The sequence below is a fragment of the Acidovorax sp. 1608163 genome (assembly GCF_003669015.1).
Taxonomy (GTDB): Bacteria; Pseudomonadota; Gammaproteobacteria; order Burkholderiales; family Burkholderiaceae_C; genus Acidovorax.
The window spans coordinates 1,415,597-1,438,042 of sequence record NZ_CP033069.1; the positions used below are offsets into that span (position 1 = coordinate 1,415,597).

A 22,446-nucleotide genomic window follows, 5' to 3' on the forward strand; every position below is an offset into this window, starting at 1 on the left:
GATGGCGGCCGAGGTGCTGGCCCAGGCCGGGGTGGCTGTTCATTTGTTTGACGCCATGCCTTCGGTGGGGCGCAAATTTTTGCTGGCGGGCAAAGGCGGGCTCAACCTCACGCACTCTGAGCCGCACGAGCCCTTTGCCAGCCGCTACGCCGCACGCCAGCCGCAGATCGAGCCGCTGCTGCGCACCTTTGGCGGCCCCGAGGTGCGCGCCTGGGCGCAGGGCCTGGGGGTGGAGACGTTTGTAGGCACCTCGGGCCGTGTGTTCCCATCAGACATGAAGGCCGCGCCCCTGCTGCGCGCCTGGCTGCACCGCCTGCGCGGGCAGGGCGTGCAACTGCACATGCGCCACCGCTGGCTGGGCTGGGCAGATGATGGCGTCAAGGCATCCGAAGAAGGGCCGCACACGCTGCGTTTTGCCACGCCTGCGGGCGAGGCGGTGGTGACGGCCCGCGCCGTGGTGCTGGCCCTGGGCGGCGGCAGCTGGGCGCGGCTGGGGTCGGATGGTGCCTGGGTGCCCCTGCTGGCCGAGCGCGGTGTGGCCGTGGCCCCACTGCGCCCGTCCAACTGCGGCTTTGACGTGGCGGGCATGCACGCCCCGGCGGGCGAGACGCGGCGCGCCTTTTTGCAAGAGCTGCTGGGCCGCACGCCTGCCGTGCCTGTGGGCTGGACACCGCATTTTGTGGAGCGCTTTGCAGGCCAGCCGTTCAAGTCGGTGGCGCTGGGCTTTACCAGCAGCACCGGCCAGCACTTCCAGCGCCGGGGCGAGTTCGTGGCCACGGCCACGGGGGTGGAGGGCAGCCTGGTCTACGCCGTCTCCAGCCTGCTGCGCGATGAGATCGAGGCCCATGGCCACGCCACCTTCCACCTCGACCTGCTGCCCGACCACGCCCCTGAGCGCGTGCTGCAGGAAGTGCGCCACCCGCGCGGCTCGCGCTCACTGTCCAGCCACCTCAAAAGCCGTTTGGGGCTTGATGGCATCAAAGCCGGGGTGCTTTTTGAGCACCTGGGCAAAGACGGCATGAACAACCCCGTGGCCCTGGCCCAGGCCATCAAGGCGCTGCCCATCACCGTAGTGGCCGCCCGGCCCATCGACGAGGCCATCAGCACAGCGGGCGGCGTCACGTTCGAGGCGCTGGACGCGCACCTCATGGCCCAGGCCGCCCCCGGCGTGTTTTGTGCGGGAGAAATGCTGGACTGGGAGGCGCCCACAGGGGGCTATTTGCTCACCGCCTGCCTGGCCAGTGGCGTGCAGGCCGGGCAGGGTGTTTTGGCATTTTTGCCTGATTAGCTACTTGCCTCAGATACCACTCCATCCGTTCGGGCTGAGCCCGTCGAAGCCAGGGCTTACCGCGTGCGTGCAAGGCTTCGACAGGCTCAGCCCGAACGGGTGGGGACGATAAGGCGTGTGAGGCAGGTCGCCAATCAGGCATTTTTGGGGCATAGCGTCTGAAGGATAAGCGCTAGCAGCTATTGAATTGATAGCAATAGTGTGCACGGTTGTGTTCCCTCTAAACAGCTTCTGGGGGATACCATGCACCTGTGCCCTGCTGGCAACGTGTCAATGAAAGGGAATTTTGTATGAGCCAGTCCAATGCCCCTCACATCGCCGGCATGAAAGCCCAGATCGCTGAGTTGCAGGCGCAGATTCGCACCCACGAAACCGCCATTGCCGAGCTGCGCGAGAAGGAGGCCGAGCTGAAAACCATCGTCTCCACGCTGGAAGAGATGGAAAAATTCATGCGCGAGTCGGGGGTGGGGCGCTGAGCGCCTGCTTCAGGTGAGGCACAAGGCCCGCTTAGCGCGCGTCAGCGGCCAAGGGTTTTGGCATGGGCCGTGGGCCGATGCTTGCAATCACTGTGGGGGAACGATGCACCTGGGGTGTGCCTGCTGGCACGGGTGCGGTGCGCATGACGGGCATGGCATCTAAAGAAGTTGACGAGCCTTACCCCCGGCACTGACTCTACAGTTAGGGCTGCTTGGTTCCCCACCTGACCCGGTTGGCTGCTTTGCCATGCGGGGAGGCCCGTCAGCGCGCATTGTACTTCGGATGCAGGGCACTTTGCGGCGCGCAGGGGATTTGTGGGTGCGGCAAAAAGAGCAGGCACCGCCCAGCCCGTAGAATCCCGCCCATGTCCTATCTCGTGCTCGCCCGCAAGTACCGCCCCCGCAATTTCACCGAAATGGTGGGGCAGGAGCATGTGGTCCAGGCCCTGTCGAATGCGCTGACCCAGCAGCGCCTGCACCACGCTTACCTGTTTACCGGCACGCGCGGCGTGGGCAAGACCACGGTGTCGCGCATCCTGGCCAAGTCGCTCAACTGCCAGGGGCCGGACGGCACAGGCGGCATCACCGCCACCCCCTGTGGTGTGTGCCAGGCCTGCATGGACATCGACAGCGGCCGCTTTGTGGACTACACCGAACTGGACGCCGCCTCCAACCGGGGCGTGGACGAGGTGCAAAGCCTGCTGGAGCAGGCCGTCTACAAGCCGGTGCAGGGCCGCTTCAAGGTCTTCATGATCGACGAAGTGCACATGCTGACGAACACGGCGTTCAACGCCATGCTCAAGACGCTGGAAGAGCCGCCCGAGTACCTCAAGTTTGTGCTGGCCACGACCGATCCGCAAAAGGTGCCGGTCACCGTCCTCTCACGCTGCCTGCAGTTCAACCTGCGCCCCATGGCGCCCGAGACGGTGCTGGACCACCTCACCCGCGTGCTGGCCCAAGAGAACGTGCCCGCCGAACCCCAGGCGCTGCGCCTGCTCTCACGCGCTGCGCGGGGCTCCATGCGCGATGCGCTCTCGCTCACCGACCAGGCCATCGCCTTTGGCAGCGGCCAGTTGCAAGAAGCCGGTGTGCGCCAGATGCTGGGCGCAGTAGACCGCTCCTACGTCTTCCGCCTCGTCGACGCGCTGGCCCAGGGCGACGGCAAAACCGTGGTGGAAACGGCCGATGCCCTGCGCATGAACGGCCTGTCGGCCGCATCGACGCTGGAAGAAATGAGCGCCGTGCTGCAACGCATGGCCGTGTACCAGGCCGTGCCGCAGATGGCGCAGGCAGTGGACGCGAACGATCCAGAAGCCGTGGAAACCGCCCGTCTGGCGGGCCAGATGCCAGCGGATGAAACCCAGCTGCTGTACAGCCTGTGCCTGCACGGCCGTGCCGAGCTGGGCCTGGCGCCCGATGAGTACGCCGCGCTGACCATGGTGCTGCTGCGCCTGCTGGCCTTCAAAGCCCCTGCAGACCCGGCTGAAAAAAAAACTCTGACGCGGCCTGAGCCCGCATTGCCACCGACCCCAGGCCCCGCCTTGGCGTCTGCAGTGCAGCCTGCAGCGGTTACTCCGCAGGCTGCCCCGCTGCCGCCCGTAGCCCCTGCTGAGCCGGTGCCTCCCGCTGCGTTGGCTCCATCCGCTCCAACGACCACAACGACCCCAATGGCTCCTGCCGTTGCGCAGCCACCAGAGCCTGCGCCCCGGGCCGTGCCGTCTGCGCAGGCCCCTGTGGCGGCGCCCGCCCCGGCGGCTGCCCCAGCCCATGCGGTAGCCCCGTGGGATGACGCTGGCAGCGAACCCCCACCCTGGCCCGACGCGGACGATGGATCGGTGCCTGCCCCTGCCGTTCCGCCAGCGCATGCGGCTCAAAATTCAGAACAAAATCTGCCTCCAGCGCTTAACAATCAAGCGCAAGCAGCTCCTGAATTGGTAGCAATCCCGGTGCGCGAGGCGTCTGAACCCAGCGAACGCTTGCAGCCCTTGCCCCTGTCGGCCCCCACCCCGGTATCGACCCGCTACACGCCCACCGAAGAGGGCGATGTGTGGCACGCCACGGTGCAGCAGCTGGTGGCGGCCGAGGCCATCACCGCCCTGGTGCGCGAGCTGGCCTTGCAATCCCAACTGGTGGCGCGCGATGGCGCCCACTGGCTGCTGCGGGTGGAGCGCGAATCGCTCAACCAGCCCACGGCCCGCGAGCGCCTGCGCTCGGCGCTGGAAGCTGCAGGCCACGCCACGCAGATCAGCGTGGAGGTGGGCCGCGTGATCGACAGCCCCGCCCGCCGCAACGCCGCCGCGGCCGCCGAACGCCAGCGCCTGGCCGAAGAAACCGTGATGAACGACCCCTATGTGCAGACGCTGATGCGCGACCATGGCGCGAAGATCGTGCCTGGCAGCATCAAGCCACTGTAATTTTTGACCCTCGCCATTTTTCAAAAGAAGGAAACCATCCATGTTCAACAAAGGACAACTCGCCGGCCTGATGAAGCAAGCCCAGGCCATGCAGGACAACCTCAAGAAGGCCCAGGACGAACTGGCGTTTGTCGAGGTGGAAGGCGAATCGGGCGCGGGCCTGGTCAAGGTGGTGATGACCTGCAAGCACGATGTCAAACGCATCACCATCGACCCGAGCCTGCTGGCCGAAGACAAGGACATGCTGGAAGACCTGGTGGCGGCTGCGTTCAATGCGGCGGTGCGCAAGGCTGAAGAGACTTCGTCGGAGAAGATGGGCAAACTCACAGCAGGTATGCCAGGCCTCCCCGGCGGCATGAAATTCCCTTTCTGAGGATTGGCTACTGCGCGCCAGCCATGCGTCGTTGGGCGGTGCTCGCAATCCTCACGTACAGGAAGTACGTTCCGGTTGCTGTGCTCCGTCCGCCTAGCCTGGCAGGCGCTCGCTACGCCCTTGAGGGTGGGGTGGGAAGGCAGGGGAGGACAGGGTTTGGATGGGATATTTCTGATCTTTCCCCAGCCCGTTCTGGCTGAGCTTGTCCAAGCCAGGGCTATCCCCTCATCGTTCAGGCTGAGTCTGTCGAAGCCTTGCACCGCACTTTCCCGTATTTCTGTCCCGACTCTCCCAGATTGCCCACCCACCCATGTCCTCCACCAACGCCCTTGATGTCTTGATTCAGGCGCTGCGCCGTTTGCCGGGGGTGGGGGTCAAGTCTGCGCAGCGCATGGCGTTTCATTTGATGCAGCATGACCGCGATGGGGCCGAGGCGTTGTCGGTGGCGCTGCATGGCGCGGTGCAGAACGTGCACCACTGCGCACGCTGTCATACGTTCACCGAGGATGACATCTGCAGCACCTGCCTGGACCCTGAGCGAGATGCTTCGCGGCTGTGTGTGGTGGAGACCCCGGCCGATCAATCGGCGCTGGAGCGCACGGGGGCGTTCAAGGGGCTGTACTTTGTGCTGATGGGGCGCTTGAGCCCGCTCGATGGCATTGGCCCCAAGGAAATTGGCCTGCACAAGCTCATGGAGCGCGCCAGCGATGGCGTGGTGCAAGAGGTGATTTTGGCCACCAACTTCAATGCCGAAGGCGAGGCCACGGCGCATGTGTTGAGCGAAGCCCTCAAGAGCCGGGGCCTGCATGTGACCCGCCTCGCACGCGGCGTTCCGGTGGGCAGCGAGCTGGAGTACGTGGACCTGGGCACCATTGCGCACGCGCTGGTCGACCGCCGCTGAAGTGCGGGCCTGAGGCCTGGCCATCGTGGGTAGAATACTCCCGAATTCATAGCGGCTAGCGCTTATAAACAGGGGCTTTGGGTCCCTAAAGGCTTAAAAATGAACACATCCATGCAACTGGCCCGCTTCACGGTGGCGTACTGGTGCGTCCTGGTGGCCGCGTTGCTGCCCATCGTGTGCGCCTGGATCGCCAAGCGGGGCGCCCTCGGCAAGCCCGTAGACCAGGGCGGCTTCGACAACAGCGATCCACGGGGCTGGCTGGCCCGCCAGTCCGATTGGCGGGCCCGTGCCAACGCCGCGCAGGCCAACAGTTTTGAAGTGCTGCCGTTTTTCATCGGCGCGGTCATCATTGCGCACCAGCTCGGGGCCCGGCAGACTTGGCTGGACTTGCTGGCCATGCTGTTCATCATGTTGCGCATCTTCTACATCATGATGTACGTGTCCAACATGCCCACGGCCCGCAGTGCGGTGTGGGGGCGGCGTTCTTTGTGAACATCGCCATCTTGTTTGTGGGCTACCACTGACACCAGTGTGTTGAGGCGCCAAACGCTCACCTGTCGCTCAACCGCTCCCTCTCCATCACGTCCACGCGCCTCCACGGTGCAGGTTCAGGCAAGCCCTGGTCTGCGCGGTGGGGGCGCTTTGGCTTTAGGGCTGTCGTAGAACCGGCTTGCAGGCCTGTGACGGGGGCTCGGGCTTGTTCGCCCCTCGCGTTGCCCGCTGGTTACCTCAGTTTTTCGACTGTTTCCCCACCTTTTTCACGGTACGTAGAAGCCCGCAGGGGTGATCCCTGATGTTTTCGCCCGATGGCTCCGGCACAATTGTTGCAGTGCAGCATCTTTGGTCTTTTCTACGCTGCATTGTGTGCGTTGCACTTTTTTGGGCTGTCTTGATTCCATGTCGCGTTTTCTGATCCACCGCCGTACCCTGGGGGCCGCATCCGTTGCGTACGCCGCTGGCGTTTTTGCGCCCTTGCTGGGCGCCCAGTCGGCCCCCGTGGGCGATTTGGGTCGGGTGACGCTGGCGGTGGCGGGGCAGAACGAGATGTACCACCTGCCGGTGCTGCTGGCCGACCAGCTCGGGTTTTTCCGCGCCGAAGGGCTGGACGTGGTGCTGCGCGACTTCAATGCCGGTGCGCTGGCTTTGCAGGCGTTGCAAGAAGGGGCTGTGGATGTGGTCTCGGGCGCTTACGAGCACACCATCCGCCAGCAGGTCCGTGGGTTGCCCCTGCGCTCCATGGTGCTGCACGGGCGCGCACCCCAGGTGGCCCTGGGCATATCGCAGCGTGCGCTGCCCAAGTACGAATCCTTGCGTGACCTGGCTGGGCGGCGCATTGGCGTGTCGGCCCCGGGCTCGTCTACCCACACCTTTGCGCGCTGGGTGTTGGCGCGTGAAGGGCTTGCACCGGAGGATGTGACCTTTGTCGCCATGCCTTCTGGGGCGGCAGCCCTGGCCGCCCTGCGTGCGGGGCAGGTGCACGCGCTGTGCCATTCAGACCCCATCGTGGCGCAGGCCGAGCAAAAGCTGGCCCTGCGCGTGGTGGCCGATGCGCGCACGCTCAAGTCCTCGCAGGATTTGTTTGGCGGCAACATGCCTGCCAGTTGTCTGTATGCAGCCCAGCCCTTTGTACAGAAGCGCCCCGACCAAGTGCAGGCCCTTGTGCACGCCATGGTGCACACCCTCAAGTGGCTGCAAACGGCAGAGCCTGCCGATATCGTCAAGGCGTTGCCAGCGGCCTATCTGGCCGGTGACAGGGCGTTGTACCTGGCCGCTTTCTATCGCATGCGCGAGACCTTCTCGCCCAACGGGGTGATGCCGGACGACGGCCCTGCCGTGGCGCTGCGCACCCTGACGCTGGCCTACCCCGAGTTGGCGGGCAGCAAGGTGGACCTGGCGCGCACCTTCTCGAACGACTGGGTGCGCAAGGCACGGCAAAAATTCAACGTGTGAGGGCGCGGGGCAGGGTGTGCTCGGGCAAGATAGCGGCCTGTTTCACTTTGTGCAGAAAGACCCGCCATGTCGTTGAGTCTCAGTATCGGCCCTTTGGTGTCCCTGATTGCTGGCATCCTGATCCTGGTCATGCCCCGTTTGCTCAGCACCATCGTGGCGCTGTACCTCATCATCATGGGCATTTTGGGCCTGATGGGCATGGCGTCGCTGCGCCTCTGAGGGCTCTCAAACACAAAGCGCCTGTCTTTGCAGGCGCTTTGTTAAGTGAATGCAGGGGCGTGCTCAGCGGCGGCGTACTTTAGAGGGCGTGCCACCACGGCGCGTTGGCGCCGATGCGGTCTTGCTGGCGCTGCTGCGGGCTTGCACGCGTGGCTGTGCGGCGGCAGCGATTTGGCGCACGGGCAGGTACATCACCACCTGTTGTCCGGCCTTGAAGGCGGCGCTCAGCTTCACATCGTTCCAATCGGCCACGTTGGCGGCACTGACCTTGTAGCGCTGCGCAATGCTGGCCACTGTTTCGCCTTTGGCGGCCCGCACCGAGGTGCGCCGTGTCACGATTTCGGGGGCCAGCGCCACTTGGCCGTTGTCTGCCAGGTGCGATGACACATCCTGGCGCGTGGTGGCGCTGCGCGGCACGATGAGCGCCGAGCCCGCCTTGATGAGCATGCGCGGGGGGATGTTGTTGAGGCTGCGCAGGTCGTTCTCGCTCATGTCAGTGCGGCGTGCCGCTTCGGCCACACTCATGGTGCTGGGGGCCGACCACACGGTCCAGCTCGCGTACTGGCCTTCGCTGCGGGCTTCCAGGTTGCGCTGGAAGACTTTGGCGTTGTCCCAGGGCAAGAGGATCTGCGGGGTTCCCGCCGCCAGGATCACGGGTTTGTGGAAAGAAGGGTTCAGCGCCTTGAAATCTGCTTCGCGAATGCCCGCAAGGCTCGCCACCAGCGACACATCGATGTCGTGGGTGACGTCCACCGTCTGGAAATAGGGGTGGTTCTCAATCAGTGGCAGCTCGGTCTTGAAGGCGTCCGGGTTGGCCACGATGTTCTTGACGGCCTGCAGCTTGGGCACATACAGGCGTGTTTCTGCGGGCATGTTCAGGTCGGTGTAGCTGGTGCCCAGGCCTGCCTTTTGGTTGCGTGCAATGGCACGGCCCACGCTGCCTTCGCCCCAGTTGTAGGCGGCCAGGGCCAGGTGCCAGTCGCCAAACATGCCGTAGAGCTTTTGCAGGTAGTCCAGCGCTGCACGGGTGGAGGCCAGCACATCGCGCCGGTCATCGCGAAACGCGTTTTGCTTCAGGTCGAAGTAGTTGCCGGTGGCGGGCATGAATTGCCACATGCCCGCTGCCTTGGCGCTGGAGACAGCCTGTGGGTTGAAGGCGCTTTCAATGTAAGGCAGCAGGGCCAGCTCGGTGGGCATGCCGCGCCGCTCCAGTTCCTCAACGATGTGAAAGAGGTATTTGCTGGAGCGCTCGGTCATGCGCTGCATGTAGTCTGGGCGGCTGGCATACCACTGCTCCCGGTCTTGCACCAGATCGTTTTGCAGGTCGGGCATGGCAAAGCCGCGACGGATGCGATCCCACAGATCTGCAGGAGCGGAGAGCGACGCCACTTCGCGGCTGGAGGCGTTGGCAGCCGTGATGGGCTGCAGCGGCCCCTTGGGGATGAGTGGCGTGTGGCCTGCCTGGCGGCTGGTGGGTGTTTCGTTGGGCGAGTTGCTGGCGGTATCCGGCGCTCCACCGGTGGTGGCGCAGCCTGTCAGCCACAGCATGCCAAGCAGGCTGGCAATGTGCAGAAATTTCATCGAAACTCGTTCTTCCATGTGCGCAAAGCGGCCAGTACGGCGATTGCGTCGTTGCTGTCGATCTGCGGCGCGTGGGCCTTGGCTGCTCGTGCAACCTCTGGCTGCTGAACCCGCAGGAATGGGTTGATGCTGCGCTCCAGTGCCATGTGGGATGGCAGCGTGGGGCGGTTGGCGGCCCGTTGGGCCAGGCACCAGGCGTTGTAGTTGAGCAGTGCTGCGTTGGCGGGTTCCACCGCCAGCGCAAATTTCAGGTTAGAGAGTGTGTATTCGTGCGCGCAGCATACCCGTGTGTTGTCGGGCAGTGCACTGAGCTGGCTGAGCGATGTGTGCATTTGTGCCGGAGTCCCCTCAAACAACCGACCGCAGCCACCCGAGAACAAGGTGTCTCCAGGGAACAGCAGGGGCTCGTCCCCGCCACCAACGCCAGCGCAGTAATAAGCAATGTGCCCGGCGGTGTGCCCGGGCACGTCCAGCACGTCCAGCGTGAGGCCCAGCACCGTGACCTGGTCGCCCTGGCTCAGGCCCGTGAGGGGCTGGGGGATGTCTTCGCCTGCCGGGCCGTACACGCGGGCCCCGGTGTGCTCACGCAAAACCCCTACGCCACCGACATGATCGGCATGGTGGTGGGTGACTAGAATTGCCTGCAAGGATAGCCCCATGGACTGCAGCGCCTCCAGCACGGGCGCGGGGTCTCCAGGGTCCACCACCACCGCATGCTGCGCGTCGTGCAGCATCCAGATGTAGTTGTCGGTAAAGGCGGGTAGCGGCAGCAAGTTCATGAGCTCTCAAATTATAGATTTGCACCAGTGGTTCGACTCTGCGCCCGGAAGGTACCTGCTGGCCTGGGAGCAGGCGTGCATGGACGAGGCTGTGGCCGACATCTTTGGCTACCACGCGGTGCAGCTGGGCATGCCCCGCATTGATGGCCTGCGCACCAACCGCATGCCGCACCAGTGGCTTGCCTTGGGCGCAGATGCATTGCTGAATGAACCGGGGGACTGGGGTGGCCCCATCCCCCTGATGCGCCGCGCGCAGTGGCCTTGTGGGCCGAGCCTGTGGCGTTGCCGTTTCCCAGCGCCAGCCTGGACCTGGTGGTGTTGCCCCACACCCTGGAGCTGAGCGAAGACCCGCACATGGCCCTGCGCGAGGTCGAGCGTGTGCTGGTGCCCGAGGGGCGTGTGGTGATTGCCGGGCTCAACCCCCTGAGCCTGTGGGCCCTGCGCCAGATGCGGGTGCGCTTGTGCCAGCGCTGGATGGGCGGCTCGCTGTATTTGCCAGATGCTGGTGAGTTCATCGGCTTTGGGCGCTTGCGTGACTGGCTGCGATTGTTGAGCTTTGAGGTCGAGTCGGCCCAGTTTGGCTGTTATCGTCCAGCGGTGCGCAGTGCCGAGTGGCTGGAGCGCTTTGCCTGGGTGGACCCGCTGGGCGAAAAGTGGTGGCCCATTTTTGGTGCGGCCTATTTTTTGGTAGCGGTCAAGCGTGTCCATGGCATGCGCCTGTTGGGCCCTGCCTGGCGCTCTGGCAAGGCCCGCGTGGCAGCAACGGTGCCCGTGGTGCGGCGCACGGACCCAGGGGGCCCGGTGCGCAGGCGCTGACCCAGGGGCTGCGCAGGCCACGCATGGGCTCGCTGCTGCGCAGGGCGATGTGGGGCTCTACGCTCTCACACCCTTCTATTCATCATCTTCACATTTGCAGGAATCCAGTTTGAACCAGGTCGAGATATACACAGATGGCGCATGCAAAGGCAACCCTGGCCCAGGGGGCTGGGGGGTGTTGCTGCGTTCAGGTACGCTGGAAAAAGAGTTGTTTGGCGGCGAGCTGGGCACCACCAACAACCGCATGGAGCTGATGGCGGTGATCGAGGCGCTCACGGCCCTCAAGCGGCCCTGCGCCGTCACGCTGTTTCTGGACAGCGAATACGTGCGCAAAGGCATCACCGAGTGGATTCATGGCTGGAAGGCCAAAGGCTGGCGCACGTCGTCCAACCAACCGGTCAAGAATGTGGAGCTCTGGAAGCGCCTGGACGCGCTGGTGAGCACGGGGGGGCACCGCATTGAATGGCGCTGGGTCAAGGGCCACTCGGGCGATCCGGGCAATGAACGGGCAGATGCGCTGGCCAACAAAGGCGTGGACAAAGCCAACGGCCGTTGAGGTAAGGGCTTCGCCCCGGGCGCGCGGGGTGGGCTCTGCGCAAAGCGCCTTGCCTGAGGTGTGAAGCGCACCGCTCCGTGGCTGCGTGTAAAGCTTGTGTAAATCTCGCACAACAGACCACGGGGGTAAGCGCCAAAGTGAATGCACAACTTGGTACGCACTGATACATTGCTTCGCTGCATGTCGCAACTCCCCAGGTTTGATGGATCCATGGCGCTCAAGAACAAATACGTCGTTTTTGCGGTTATCGGTTTGGCCGCTGCTTCCGGTGCTGCCTGGTGGCTCCAGTCACCCTCGAAGGCTTCGCGCCCCGATGCGGCAGCCCCTCAGGCCAAGTCGGCGCCTCAAGGCGGTGGAAAACCTGTGATGGTGGAAGCCACCGCTGTGCGCCAGATGGCCTTGCGCGACGACGCCGAGGCCGTGGGCAGCCTGCGGTCACGGCGTAGCGTGGTGCTGCGGCCTGAAATCAGTGGGCGCATCACCCAATTGAACTTTCGCGATGGACAGCGGGTACACAAGGGGCAGTTGCTGGTGCAGCTAGACGACCAACTGCCCCGGGCCCAGGTGCAGCAAAGCCGGGCTGAGTTGTCGATTGCCCGCGCCAACCACAAACGCAACCAGGAGCTGGTGGCCCAGGGCTTCATCAGCCAGCGCTCGGTGGATGAAAGTGCGGCCAACCTCGAAGTGGCTGAGGCCAAGCTGGCCCTGTCTGAGGCCACGGCGCAGCGCCTGCGCATCCTGGCGCCCTTCGATGGCATCGCGGGCATTCGGGGGTGAACGTGGGCGACTACCTCAAGGATGGCGCCGACATCGTCAACGTGGAAGACCTGGACGCGGTGTATGTGGACTTCCGCCTGCCCGAGCGGCTGCAGGACAAGGTCAAACCCGGCCAACTGGCCCGCGTGGCCTTCGATGCGCTGCCGGGTGTGCAGTATTCGGCGGTGGTGCAGGCCATCAACCCGCAAATTGACGCCGATGGGCGCTCCATTGCCGTGCGCGGTTGCATCGACAACCGCCGCTTGCAGTTGCGCCCCGGCATGTTTGCCCGCGTGACAGCGGTGTTTGGCGAGCGTGCAGACGCCCGCGTGATCCCTGAGGAAGCCATCGTGCCCGATGGCACCGCACCCTATGTGCTGCGCATCGTGCCCGGCAAGGAAGAGGGCAGCAAGATTGCCAAACGCACCCCGGTGCGCCTGGGCGCTCGCACCCCCGGCTTTGTCGAGGTGGTGGAAGGGTTGGCCGCCGGGGATGTGGTGGTGACCGCCGGGCAGCAACGCTTGCAGCGCGATGGTCTGGCCGTGCGTGTGGTGGAGCTGGGTCAGTCTGTGGGCGATGCCAAGGCAGCGGCGGCGCAAACCCCAACCCCGCCTGCATCCGCTGCAGACACTGCGGCTGCAGCCCCCGCTGCGGCCTCCGCCACGGTGGTGGCGACCAGCACCCGCGCAGCGTCTGCTGCTGCCAGCCCGCCGCCTGGGCTGCCCGATGTGCGTGCTGCCAATCCGTGCCAAGGGGCGGCAGAGCCTGCAGTGCCTCCTGGCCCCACGCGCGCGGCCCGCGGCGCGCGTTCCTCCTGAGTTCTGCATTTTTGACATCGCCCGACGCCCGCCATGCAACTTGCTGAAATCTCCATCCGTCGGCCGGTTTTCGCCACCGTCCTGTCTTTGCTGGTCTTGCTGGTGGGGGCCGTCAGCTTCACCCGCTTGACGGTGCGTGAGTACCCCAAGATCGACGAACCCGTGGTCACCGTGAGCGTGCGCTATGCGGGGGCCTCGGCCGAGGTGATCGAATCCCAGGTCACCAAGCCCCTCGAAGACTCGATTGCCGGTATTGATGCGGTGGACGTGATCACCTCCATCAGCCGCGCCGAGCAAAGCCAGATCAGTGTGCGCTTTCGGCTGGAGAAGGACGCCGACAACGCCGCCGCCGAGGTGCGTGACCGCACCGCCCGCGTGCGCAACCGCCTGCCCGACGCGGTGGACGAACCCGTCATCGCCAAGGTGGAGGCCGATGCCTCGCCCGTTATGTGGCTGGCCTTCAGCAGCGACACGCGCAGCCCGCTCGAAATCAATGACCTGCTCAACCGCATCGTCAAGCCTCGGCTGCAGACGGTGACGGGCGTGGCCGACGTGCCGATTTACGGCGAGCGCCGCTATGCCATGCGCATCTGGCTGGACCCCGAGCGCATGGCCGGCTACCGCCTCACAACGCAGGACGTGGAAGACGCCATTCGCCGCAACAACCTGGAGCTGCCCGCGGGCCGCATCGAGTCGCAGCAGCGCGAGTTCAGCGTGACCTCGCAGACGGAGTTGGCGCGCCCGGCGCAGTTCTCTGACATCGTCATCCGCACGGTGAGTGGCTTTCCGGTGCGCATGCGCGATGTGGCGCGGGTGGAGGAAAGCGCCGCCAGCGACCGCAGCCGTGTGCGCCTCAATGGCCGCGAAGCCATCTCGATGGGCGTGATCCGCCAGGCCACGGCCAACCCGCTGGAGCTGTCTGCCGGTGTGCGCGCCATGCTGCCCACCTTGAAGGCCGACTTGCCCGCCGACATCACCATCGACGTGGCCAACGACAACTCGCTGTTCATCGACCGCTCGGTCAAGAGCGTGTACCACACCATTGGCGAGGCGGTGGTGTTGGTGGCGTTGGTGATCTTTGTGTTCTTGCGCACCTTGCGTGCCTCCATCATTCCCATCATCACCATCCCGGTGAGTCTGGTGGGTACGTTTGCGCTGATGTCCCTGGCGGGCTTCTCCATCAACACCTTGACCTTGCTGGCCCTGGTGCTGGCCATCGGGCTGGTGGTGGACGATGCCATCGTGATGCTGGAGAACATTTACCGTCACATTGAAGAGGGGCTGGACCCGTTCTCGGCCGCCATCAAGGGGGCGCGTGAAATCGGTTTTGCCATCATCGCCATGACGCTCACGCTGGTGGCGGTGTACGCGCCGCTGGCGTTCACCCCGGGCCGCACTGGGCGGTTGTTTGTGGAGTTTGCGCTGGCCCTGGCCGGGGCTGTGGTGGTGTCGGGCTTTGTGGCGCTGACCCTGTCGCCCATGATGTGCTCGCTGCTGCTCAAGCACAACCCCAATCCGAACTGGTTTGACCGCTCCATGGAGCGGTGGCTCACGGCCCTGTCAGACGCCTATGGCCGCCTGCTGCGCTGGGTGGTGACGGCGCGGTGGGGGGGGCGCAGGGAAGACGGCTCGGGTGGAGGGCTGCGTGGTGCGCTGTTCCAGGCCCGCTGGCTGGTTGTGGCGGTGATGCTCGTCAGTGGGGCCGGTTTGGTGGCGATCTACCCCAAGATGAAGCAAGAGCTGTCGCCCATGGAAGACCGGGGCACGATTCTCGTCAACGTCACGGCGCCCGATGGCGCCACGCTGGACTACACCAACCGCTACGCGCTGGAGCTGGAAAAGATTGGCCGCGAGTACCCCGAGTTCGACCGCATCTTTGCCAACATCGGCAACCCCACGGTAGCGCAAGGCAGCGTGATCTACCGCACGGTGGACTGGGAGCAGCGCGAGCGCAGCACCCTGGCCATGGCGCGTGACCTGCAGCCCAAGGTGGCGGCCTTGCCAGGCGTGAATTCGTTCCTGATCACCCCGCCGTCGCTGGGCCAGGGCTTTCGCTCGCGGCCCCTCACGTACGTGATACAGACCTCGGACAGCTACGAGAACCTGAACGCCGTCACCAACCAGATGATGGCCGAGATTGCCAAGAACCCCGGCATCATCTCGCCCGATGTGGACCTGCGCCTGAACAAGCCCGAGCTGCGCATCAGCGTGAACCGCGAGCGCGCAGCCGACCTGGGCGTGAGTGTGGACGTGGTGGCCAAGGCCATTGAGACCATGCTGGGCGGGCGCACCGTGACGCGCTACAAGCGCGATGCCGAGCAGTACGACGTGATCGTGCAAACCGAGGCCCGGGGCCGCACCACGCCAGAGAACATTGACAGCATCTACGTGCGTGGCCGCAACGACGCCATGATTCCGCTCTCCAGTCTGGTGAACGTGAAGGAGAGTGTGAGCCCGCGCGAGCTGAACCACTTTGGCCAGCGCCGCTCGGTCACCATCACGGCCAACCTGTCGCCCGACTATTCGCTGGGCGAGGCGCTGACCTTCATGGATTCCACCGCCGCCAAGGTGCTCAAGCCTGGCTACACCACCGACCTCAACGGCACCTCGCGCGAGTTCAAAAGCTCGCAGGGCGCCCTGGGCATCGTGTTCCTGCTGGCGCTGGTGTTCATCTTCTTGGTGCTGGCTGCGCAGTTCGAGAGCTTCATCGACCCCCTGGTCATCATGGTGTCGGTGCCGCTGTCCATGATCGGTGCGCTGCTGGCGCTGCAGTGGAGCGGGGGCTCGCTCAACGTGTACTCGCAGATCGGCCTCATCACGCTGGTGGGCCTGATCACCAAGCACGGCATCTTGATTGTGGAGTTCACCAACCAACTGCGCGAAGAGGGTATGGACATGGTGGACGCGCTGGTCAAAGCCTCAGCCCAGCGCCTGCGCCCCATCCTGATGACCACCGGCGCCATGGTGCTGGGCGCTGTGCCCCTGGCGCTGGCCACCGGGGCTGGGGCCGAGACGCGGTCGCAGATTGGCTGGGTGATTGTGGGCGGCATGTCGTTGGGCACCTTGCTCACGATTTTTGTGGTGCCCACCATGTACACCCTGTTTGCTCGCAAGGCGGTGCCGGGGGCCAAGACCACCGTGGCGGTGGAGAGTGCCACGCCGCACGCCGATGGCCCTGCAGGGTCTGCGGCGGCGCACGGCTGAGTCGCACTGGCTGCACCCACAAAAGAAGGCCCTTGGCATCACGCCAAGGGCCTTTTTAATTGAATGTGCCTCTAGTGCTTGTCGAATAAGCGCTAGTAGCTATCAAATTAATAGCGTTTGAGGCGGTTGTTTACTGAGCCGCCCAGCCGCCGTCCATGTTCCAGGCCACGCCACGCACGTTGTTGGCCGCGGTGGAGCAGAAGAACACCGCCAGGTCACCCAGCTCCTCGGGGGTGGTGAATTGCATGGAGGGCTCTTTCTCGCCCAGCAGCAGCTTGGTGGCTTCTTCGTTGCTCAGGCCGTGGGCGGCGGCCTTGGCATCCACCTGCTTTTGCACCAGCGGTGTCAGCACCCAGCCGGGGCAGATGGCGTTGGCCGTGATGCCTGTGGTGGCGGTCTCCAGCGCCGTCACTTTGGTCAACCCCACGATGCCGTGCTTGGCGGCCACATAGGCGGATTTTTGGGCCGAGCCCACCAACCCGTGCACCGACGCCACGTTGATGATGCGGCCCCAGTTGGCCTTGCGCATGCTGGGTAAGGCTAGGCGCGATGTGTGGAAGGCGCTGGTCAGGTTGATGGCCAAAATGGCATCCCACTTCTCCACGGGAAAGTCTTCCACATTGGCGACATGCTGGATACCCGCGTTGTTGACCAGAATGTCCACCTGGCCAAACTGGGTGGCGCTGTAGCGCATCATGTCTTCGATGTCTGCGGCCCGGCTCATGTCCGCCCCGTGGTAGGCCACCTGGGCATCCGCCGCCTGGCCTGCGGCCAGCACCTCGGCCCGGGGCGCATCCACGTCACCAAACCCGTTGAGCACGATGTTGGCCCCCTGGCGGGCCAGGGCTTTTGCAATGCCCAGGCCGATGCCGCTGGTAGAGCCGGTGACGAGGGCCGTTTTGCCTTTCAGCATGAGAGTTTCTCCCTAATGAACATGACTGGGAAACATGACTGGCGCAACCAGGGTGCAGGTGGCCCCACCGCAGGGCAAAGGCTTTTGCTGCATACCGGTTTGCGCAAGTCCTAATGAATTACGATGCAACGCAGCCATTATCAAGCGCTGCCTTCGGATTTCGCACCCATGATTGAACCTACGCTGAACTACGTACCGTGCCCAGGCCTTGCTGCGGCCTCGGCACCAGCAGCCCTGACCGACGCATCGCCTGCGCAGCATCCTGCGGCCCAACCGGCCGTCCACCCAGCAGCCCACCGCATGGCGTATTGGGAGTGGAATGCCACCGGCAACCCAGCCCACCCGCATGTGGTGGTGTGCGTGCATGGCCTGTCGCGCCAAGGGCGCGACTTTGACACCCTGGCCCGCAGCCTCAGCGCCCACGCGCGCGTGATTTGCCCCGATGTGGTGGGGCGTGGCCAAAGCGACTGGCTGGCAGACCCCATGGGCTATCAGCTGCCGGTGTACGCGGCCGACATGCTGGCCTTGCTGGCGCAGGTGCACCAGCAAGGCCCCATTGCCACCCTCGATTGGGTGGGCACCAGCATGGGGGGGCTCATCGGCATGGCCCTGGCGGGGCAACCGGGCTTGCCCTTGCCCGCACCCGTTCGCCGATTGGTGCTCAACGATGTGGGGCCGGTCATCCAGTGGCAGGCGCTGCAGCGCATTGGCCAATACCTGGGCTACCCAGCGCGGTTTGAATCGCTGCAGCAGGCGGCCGATGCGATGTGGGCCATCTCCAGCAGCTTTGGGCCGCACACCCCAGCGCAGTGGCTGGCGCTCTCTCAACCCATGGTGCGCAGCCTGCCCGAAGGGGGTTTGGCGCTGCACTACGACCCGGCCATTGCCGTGCCGTTTCGGGCGTTGACGCCTGAGGCTGCCGCTGCGGGCGAGGCCGCCTTGTGGCAGCTGTACGACCATATCCAGGCGCAAACGTTGCTGCTGCGTGGGGCGCAATCGGACTTGCTGTCGCGAGAGACGGCCGGCGCCATGCAGGCCCGTGGCCCCAGGGCACGCTGCGTGGAGTTGGAAGGCGTGGGGCATGCCCCCACCTTGGTGGCTGCCGACCAGGTGGCCGTGGTGCAGGACTTTCTTCTGGCCGCTCCCCTCGAAAAAGGTGCCTTGGCAGAATGAAGACGAACCCCTCGACCCACGTCCCCACCCTCGCGCCCTCCGAGCCCCTGCCGCAGCTGATTGCTGCCACGGCCCATGCACTGCCCGAGCAAGTGGACGCTCTGGCCCGGGCCCGGGCTTTTGCCGAGCCCTTGCTGGCCTGCGAGACGCTGGACTCTGGCGAAAACACCCTGCTCCACGCCGACGCCGTGGCGGCCATCCTCAAAGGCATTGGCGGCTCTGAAGCCATGCAGGCCGCGTGCTATCTGGTGTATGCCTGCGTGCACCTCAACAAGCCCGAAGAGGTGATCGCCAAAGCGTTTGGTGACAACTTTGCCGCCCTGGCGGTCGAGACCACCAAGCTCATGCGGGTGCAGCGCCAGGCCCTGGCCGCCGAGCAGGTCGATGACCCTGCGGTGCAGACCGAGAACGTGCGCAAGATGCTGCTGGCCTTCTCGCGTGACTTGCGGGTGGTGATGCTGCGGCTGGCGTCGCGCCTGCAAACGCTGCGCTTTCATGCGGCCAGCAAGCGGCCGGTGTCGCCCAGCCTGGCGCGCGAATCGCTGCAGGTGTTTGCGCCGCTGGCCAACCGCCTGGGCATCTGGCAGATGAAGTGGGAGCTGGAGGACTTGTCCTTTCGCTTCCTGGAGCCCGACACCTACAAGGACGTGGCCCGCCTGCTCGATGAAAAGCGCGGTGAGCGCGAGGTGTACATGCAGCAGCTGCGCCAGCGGCTGGAGTCTGAGTTGCGCGGGCGCAGCATCAGCGCCACCGTGCAGGGGCGGCCCAAGCACATCTACAGCATCGTCAAGAAGATGCGAGGCAAGTCGCTGAACTTCGACCAGGTGCTGGACCTGCGGGCGCTGCGCGTGGTGGTGCCCAGCGTGAAGGATTGCTATGCCGCCCTCAGCTGGGTGCACGAGCAGTTCACACCCATCGTGGAAGAGTTTGACGACTACATCGCCAAGCCCAAGCCCAACGGCTACCAGTCCCTGCACACCATCGTGCGGGACGAGCAGGGCCGCCCGGTCGAAATCCAGATCCGTACCCAGGCCATGCACGACCACGCCGAGCACGGCGTGGCGGCGCACTGGGCGTACAAAGAGGCGGGCAGCAAGGGTTACGCAGGCGTGTCTGCCGCAGGCGAGTACGACGCCAAGATCGCGGTGCTGCGCCAGTTGCTGGCCTGGGAGCGCGACCTGGCTGGCAACGTGCCCAACCGAGGCCTGTTTGAAGACCGCATCTACGTGCTCACGCCCGATGCGGCGGTGATCGAGCTTTCGCAAGGCGCTACCCCGGTGGACTTTGCCTATGCCGTGCACACCAGTGTCGGGCACCGCTGCCGGGGGGCACGGGTGGACGGCGCCATGGTGCCGCTGAATACTCCATTGCAAAACGGCCAGACGGTGGAAATCAGCACTGTCAAGGAAGGCCGCCCCTCGCGCGATTGGCTCAACGCCGAGCTGGGCTACCTCACCAGCAACCGCGCCAAGGCCAAGGTGCGCGCCTGGTTCAACGCCCAGGCCACGCACGAGACGGTGGCCCGTGGGCGTGAGGCGGTAGAGAAGCTGCTGCAGCGCGAAGGCAAAACCGCCATGAAGCTGGACGACCTGGCTGCGCAGTTGGGCTTCAAATCTGCGGACGGTTTGTTTGAAGTGGTGGGCAAGGACGAGTTTTCGCTGCGCAACATCGAGAACCTGCTGCGCCCGCCCGAGCCCGTGTTGCAGCCGGACGATTACCTGCTGCTCAAGAAAACCCGCACCAACGAATCTGCCCCAAGGGCGGGGTGCTGGTGGTGGGCATTGATTCGCTGATGACCCAGCTGGCCAAGTGCTGCAAGCCAGCACCGCCCGACCTGATCCGGGGTTTTGTCACGCGTGGCAAGGGGGTGAGCGTGCACCGCGCTGACTGCAGCAACTTCCGTGAGATGGCCGCGCGCAGCGCCGAACGGGTGATCGAGGTGGAATGGGGCACGCCCAAAGCGGCTGCCGCTGCCGTGTACCCGGTGGATGTGGCGGTCGAGGCGGCTGACCGCCAGGGGCTGCTGCGCGATATCTCGGAAGTGTTTGCCCGTGAAAAGACCAACGTGATCGGGGTGCAGACCCAGTCCGTCAAGGGCACTGCCTGGATGACTTTCACGGTAGAAGTGGCAGACTCTGGCCGCCTCAACAAGGTGCTGGGCATCGTGGCTTCGGTGCCGGGGGTGCGCTCGGCACGGCGGCGCTGAGTGCTGAGTTTTGCGAGACCTGCTTTTTTGATGCTATACTCGCATTCTCGAATACAAACAGGCGCGTAGCTCAGCTGGTTAGAGCACCACCTTGACATGGTGGGGGTCGTTGGTTCGAGTCCAATCGCGCCTACCAACTAACCATTGGTAAAAAGCCTTCTAGATTAACGGTCTAGAAGGCTTTTTTTTGGTTGTTTCGCTGGTTGAGGCTTTATTCACCTTGAAGTGTCCGCGCCGAAGTAGAGCTGAGCCATCGGGGGTGCGGATAAAAACTTGGACTGGTTTTATGCCGCAAGTCCAAGACTCACCCTGTATTCGATCGGGCTGAGGGCCCACAGGGATATCTTGATCCGCTTCTCGTTGTACCAGCGGCTGTAGTTGTCGACTGCCTCAATGAACTGCGCAAGGGTGACGCTCTTCCAGTCCTGAGGATAGAACAGTTCGTTCTTCAGCCAACCGAAGAACCCCTCGCAGGCTGCGTTGTCAGGGGAGCATGCCTTGCGAGACATCGAGCGGGTGAAGTTGGCATCGCGCATCCTTGATATCCAGCCTGGCCGGCGGTAGTGGCCGCCGCGGTCGGAGTGGACCACAGGCCGGTCAGCGGTGTCCGTCACCGTCTCGATGGCTGCGTCCAGCATGGTATTGACCAGCTCAGCGTCCGGGCTCGTGCCAATGGTCCAGCTCATTACCATGCCGTCGAAGCAATCGATGATTGGCGACAGGTAAACCTTGCCGCCGGGGATCTGGAACTCTGTGATGTCCGTGAGCCACTTCTCATTGGATGCAGCAGCCTGGAAGTCGCGGTTGATGATGTTCTCTGGCGCTGGACTGATCTCCCCTTGGTACGAGGCGTATCTGCGCTTCTTGGACTTTGGAGCAACCAAGCGCTCCTGCCTCATCAGCCGCTGCACCACCTTCTCCGAGATGTTGACCTGCTGCCTTGTCAGCGAGGCCTGCAGCCTGCGGTAGCCGTAGCAACGGTGGTCCGACTCAAAGATATCGGTGATCGCACGACGCGCACAGAGGTACCTGTCGCCCACCGCTGCGCGGGCCCGATGGTAGAAGTACGAGCTGCGTGCAAGGCCCAACTGTCCAAGGAGCTTTGGCAGGCCATAGTGCTCCTTGAGGGCGTCAATCAGCAGTGTCTTCTCCCTGTTGGACAGGAGCTGCAGATCGACGCCCAGGCCTTTTTTTAGCAGTTCATTGGCCTTGTTCAAGAGGTCCTGCTCAAGGCGCAGTTGCCTGACTTCGCGGCGCAACGCCTCAACCTGGCGCTCGAGCTCGTCGCGCTCTTGAGCGTGGGGTGACTGATTGGTTTGTTTCATGGATGCGGGTGCCTCACGCCCCAGGAGCTGGTTCTTCCAGTTGTACAACGTCGGCCTGCTCACGCCAAGCTTCTGAGCAACCGCCTGCGCACTTCCCTCACGAGTGCACAGTTCGAGGACCGCCTGCTTCTTCATTTGCGGCGGCCGAGGTGCACTGACGGCTCTGCCGACAACGCGCTGGCGGGAGTCGGGGTCCAGTTCATCAATCCAGGCGCGCAGCAAATCGCGGCACGGATAGCCCAGCGCCTTGACTGTTGATGCGATGCAGCGCCCGTGCTCGGCGTAGTGTTTGACAGCCTGCTCCTTCTGAATTTGAGAATACTTCGGCTTCGAGCGCACGTAGCCGGACAACAGGTCCAGGCGCCGCTCGTACTCCTCATGCCAGCTCTTCAAGGAGTTCTTCGTCGGATAGCCCAACTGGCGGATAGTCGCTCCGGTGCGCTTGCCCAGCTTGATGTCGAGCGTGACCGCTCGGATGCGGTCTTCGTATGAATACATGAACTACCTCCAGGTAGTCCAAGTTTTCCGCCGCACCCCCGTTTTGAAGGTATTGCGCAGGCCCAGGCGGCTTTGCTTCATGGGCGTATTGTCTGGGCTTCATCCTTGCCCAAATTACGTTGCAGAGGGATTCATGCAGGAAAACTCCAAGGCTTTTGGGGGCACTGCACTTGCCGTGGCGCCGTCGCGTGTTATCGGGA

General features: G+C 64.3%; 14 protein-coding genes, 1 tRNA gene, 1 other RNA gene and 4 pseudogenes. 15 read left to right on the top strand and 5 right to left on the bottom strand.

Annotation, left to right across the window (positions count from 1 at the left end):
* Position 1 precedes the first annotated feature (1 nt).
* Both EAG14_RS06320 and EAG14_RS06325 read left to right on the top strand, forming a co-directional pair.
* On the top strand, positions 2 to 1,288 hold the full coding sequence (locus EAG14_RS06320; protein WP_240457028.1) for a TIGR03862 family flavoprotein: 1,287 nt from the start codon (positions 2 to 4) through the stop codon (positions 1,286 to 1,288).
* 290 nt (positions 1,289 to 1,578) lie between these two features.
* Positions 1,579 to 1,764, top strand: coding sequence for a hypothetical protein (locus EAG14_RS06325; RefSeq protein ID WP_099656167.1), 186 nt, complete (start codon positions 1,579 to 1,581; stop codon positions 1,762 to 1,764).
* 167 nt (positions 1,765 to 1,931) lie between these two features.
* Here EAG14_RS06325 and ffs read toward each other — a convergent pair.
* An RNA gene (gene ffs, locus EAG14_RS06330) (signal recognition particle sRNA small type) lies at positions 1,932 to 2,028 on the bottom strand.
* A 101-nt stretch (positions 2,029 to 2,129) separates the two neighbouring features.
* Here ffs and dnaX point away from each other — a divergent pair.
* The 6 genes and pseudogenes from dnaX to EAG14_RS06360 all read left to right on the top strand — a co-directional run bounded on the left by dnaX (position 2,130) and on the right by EAG14_RS06360 (position 7,621).
* The gene (gene dnaX / locus EAG14_RS06335) at positions 2,130 to 4,178 is read left to right on the top strand and encodes a DNA polymerase III subunit gamma/tau (protein WP_121728381.1); all 2,049 of its coding nucleotides are present in this window, start codon (positions 2,130 to 2,132) and stop codon (positions 4,176 to 4,178) included.
* 40 nt (positions 4,179 to 4,218) lie between these two features.
* Positions 4,219 to 4,551 carry a YbaB/EbfC family nucleoid-associated protein gene (locus EAG14_RS06340; protein WP_099656165.1) on the top strand — a complete coding sequence of 111 codons (333 nt, stop codon included), beginning with the start codon at positions 4,219 to 4,221 and terminating at the stop codon, positions 4,549 to 4,551.
* Between the two features lie 310 nt (positions 4,552 to 4,861).
* Positions 4,862 to 5,452 (top strand): recombination mediator RecR, encoded by a 591-nt coding sequence (gene recR, locus EAG14_RS06345; RefSeq protein ID WP_099656164.1) that lies wholly within the window; start codon positions 4,862 to 4,864, stop codon positions 5,450 to 5,452.
* Positions 5,453 to 5,551: 99 nt separating this feature from the next.
* Positions 5,552 to 5,976, top strand: a pseudogene (locus EAG14_RS06350) (MAPEG family protein).
* 373 nt (positions 5,977 to 6,349) lie between these two features.
* Entirely contained in the window at positions 6,350 to 7,402 is a 1,053-nt protein-coding gene (locus EAG14_RS06355; protein ID WP_099741669.1) for an ABC transporter substrate-binding protein, read from the top strand.
* A gap of 66 nt (positions 7,403 to 7,468) precedes the next feature.
* A complete protein-coding gene (locus tag EAG14_RS06360) occupies positions 7,469 to 7,621 on the top strand; it encodes a DUF3096 domain-containing protein (RefSeq protein ID WP_099656161.1) in 153 nt (50 codons plus the stop codon).
* 63 nt (positions 7,622 to 7,684) lie between these two features.
* Here EAG14_RS06360 and EAG14_RS06365 read toward each other — a convergent pair whose 3' ends face one another.
* A complete protein-coding gene (locus EAG14_RS06365; RefSeq protein WP_099741667.1) occupies positions 7,685 to 9,202 on the bottom strand; it encodes a transglycosylase SLT domain-containing protein in 1,518 nt (505 codons plus the stop codon).
* A complete protein-coding gene (gene gloB / locus EAG14_RS06370; RefSeq protein ID WP_121728382.1) occupies positions 9,199 to 9,981 on the bottom strand; it encodes a hydroxyacylglutathione hydrolase in 783 nt (260 codons plus the stop codon). The genes EAG14_RS06365 and gloB overlap by 4 nt, the downstream gene beginning before the upstream one ends.
* On the opposite strand from gloB, the pseudogene EAG14_RS06375 reads away from it, so the two are divergent.
* From EAG14_RS06375 to EAG14_RS06390, 4 genes and pseudogenes are all read left to right on the top strand, one after another.
* Positions 9,980 to 10,797 (top strand): annotated as a pseudogene (locus tag EAG14_RS06375) (class I SAM-dependent methyltransferase). The gene gloB and the pseudogene EAG14_RS06375 sit on opposite strands and share 2 nt — an antisense overlap.
* 109 nt (positions 10,798 to 10,906) lie before the next feature.
* Positions 10,907 to 11,353 (top strand): ribonuclease HI, encoded by a 447-nt coding sequence (gene rnhA / locus EAG14_RS06380; RefSeq protein ID WP_099658725.1) that lies wholly within the window; start codon positions 10,907 to 10,909, stop codon positions 11,351 to 11,353.
* Positions 11,354 to 11,563: 210 nt separating this feature from the next.
* Positions 11,564 to 12,927: pseudogene (locus EAG14_RS06385) on the top strand (efflux RND transporter periplasmic adaptor subunit).
* A 33-nt stretch (positions 12,928 to 12,960) separates the two neighbouring features.
* Positions 12,961 to 16,131: an efflux RND transporter permease subunit gene (locus EAG14_RS06390; RefSeq protein WP_121728383.1), complete on the top strand. Its 3,171-nt coding sequence runs from the start codon at positions 12,961 to 12,963 to the stop codon at positions 16,129 to 16,131.
* A gap of 130 nt (positions 16,132 to 16,261) precedes the next feature.
* Here EAG14_RS06390 and EAG14_RS06395 read toward each other — a convergent pair whose 3' ends face one another.
* Positions 16,262 to 17,044 carry a 3-hydroxybutyrate dehydrogenase gene (locus tag EAG14_RS06395; protein WP_121728384.1) on the bottom strand — a complete coding sequence of 261 codons (783 nt, stop codon included), beginning with the start codon at positions 17,042 to 17,044 and terminating at the stop codon, positions 16,262 to 16,264.
* A 168-nt stretch (positions 17,045 to 17,212) separates the two neighbouring features.
* Between EAG14_RS06395 and EAG14_RS06400 the strand changes: the two genes are divergently transcribed.
* The 3 genes and pseudogenes from EAG14_RS06400 to EAG14_RS06410 all read left to right on the top strand — a co-directional run bounded on the left by EAG14_RS06400 (position 17,213) and on the right by EAG14_RS06410 (position 20,559).
* A complete protein-coding gene (locus EAG14_RS06400; RefSeq protein WP_121728385.1) occupies positions 17,213 to 18,217 on the top strand; it encodes an alpha/beta fold hydrolase in 1,005 nt (334 codons plus the stop codon).
* Positions 18,214 to 20,423: pseudogene (locus tag EAG14_RS06405) on the top strand (bifunctional (p)ppGpp synthetase/guanosine-3',5'-bis(diphosphate) 3'-pyrophosphohydrolase). Before EAG14_RS06400 ends, EAG14_RS06405 begins: the two are co-directional and overlap by 4 nt.
* 59 nt (positions 20,424 to 20,482) lie before the next feature.
* A tRNA-Val gene (locus EAG14_RS06410) sits at positions 20,483 to 20,559 on the top strand.
* A gap of 148 nt (positions 20,560 to 20,707) precedes the next feature.
* Here the strand turns inward: EAG14_RS06410 and EAG14_RS06415 are convergent.
* Positions 20,708 to 22,246, bottom strand: a complete 1,539-nt coding sequence (locus EAG14_RS06415) for an IS3 family transposase (RefSeq protein ID WP_121728386.1) — start codon at positions 22,244 to 22,246, stop codon at positions 20,708 to 20,710.
* Between the last annotated feature and the right edge of the window lie 200 nt (positions 22,247 to 22,446).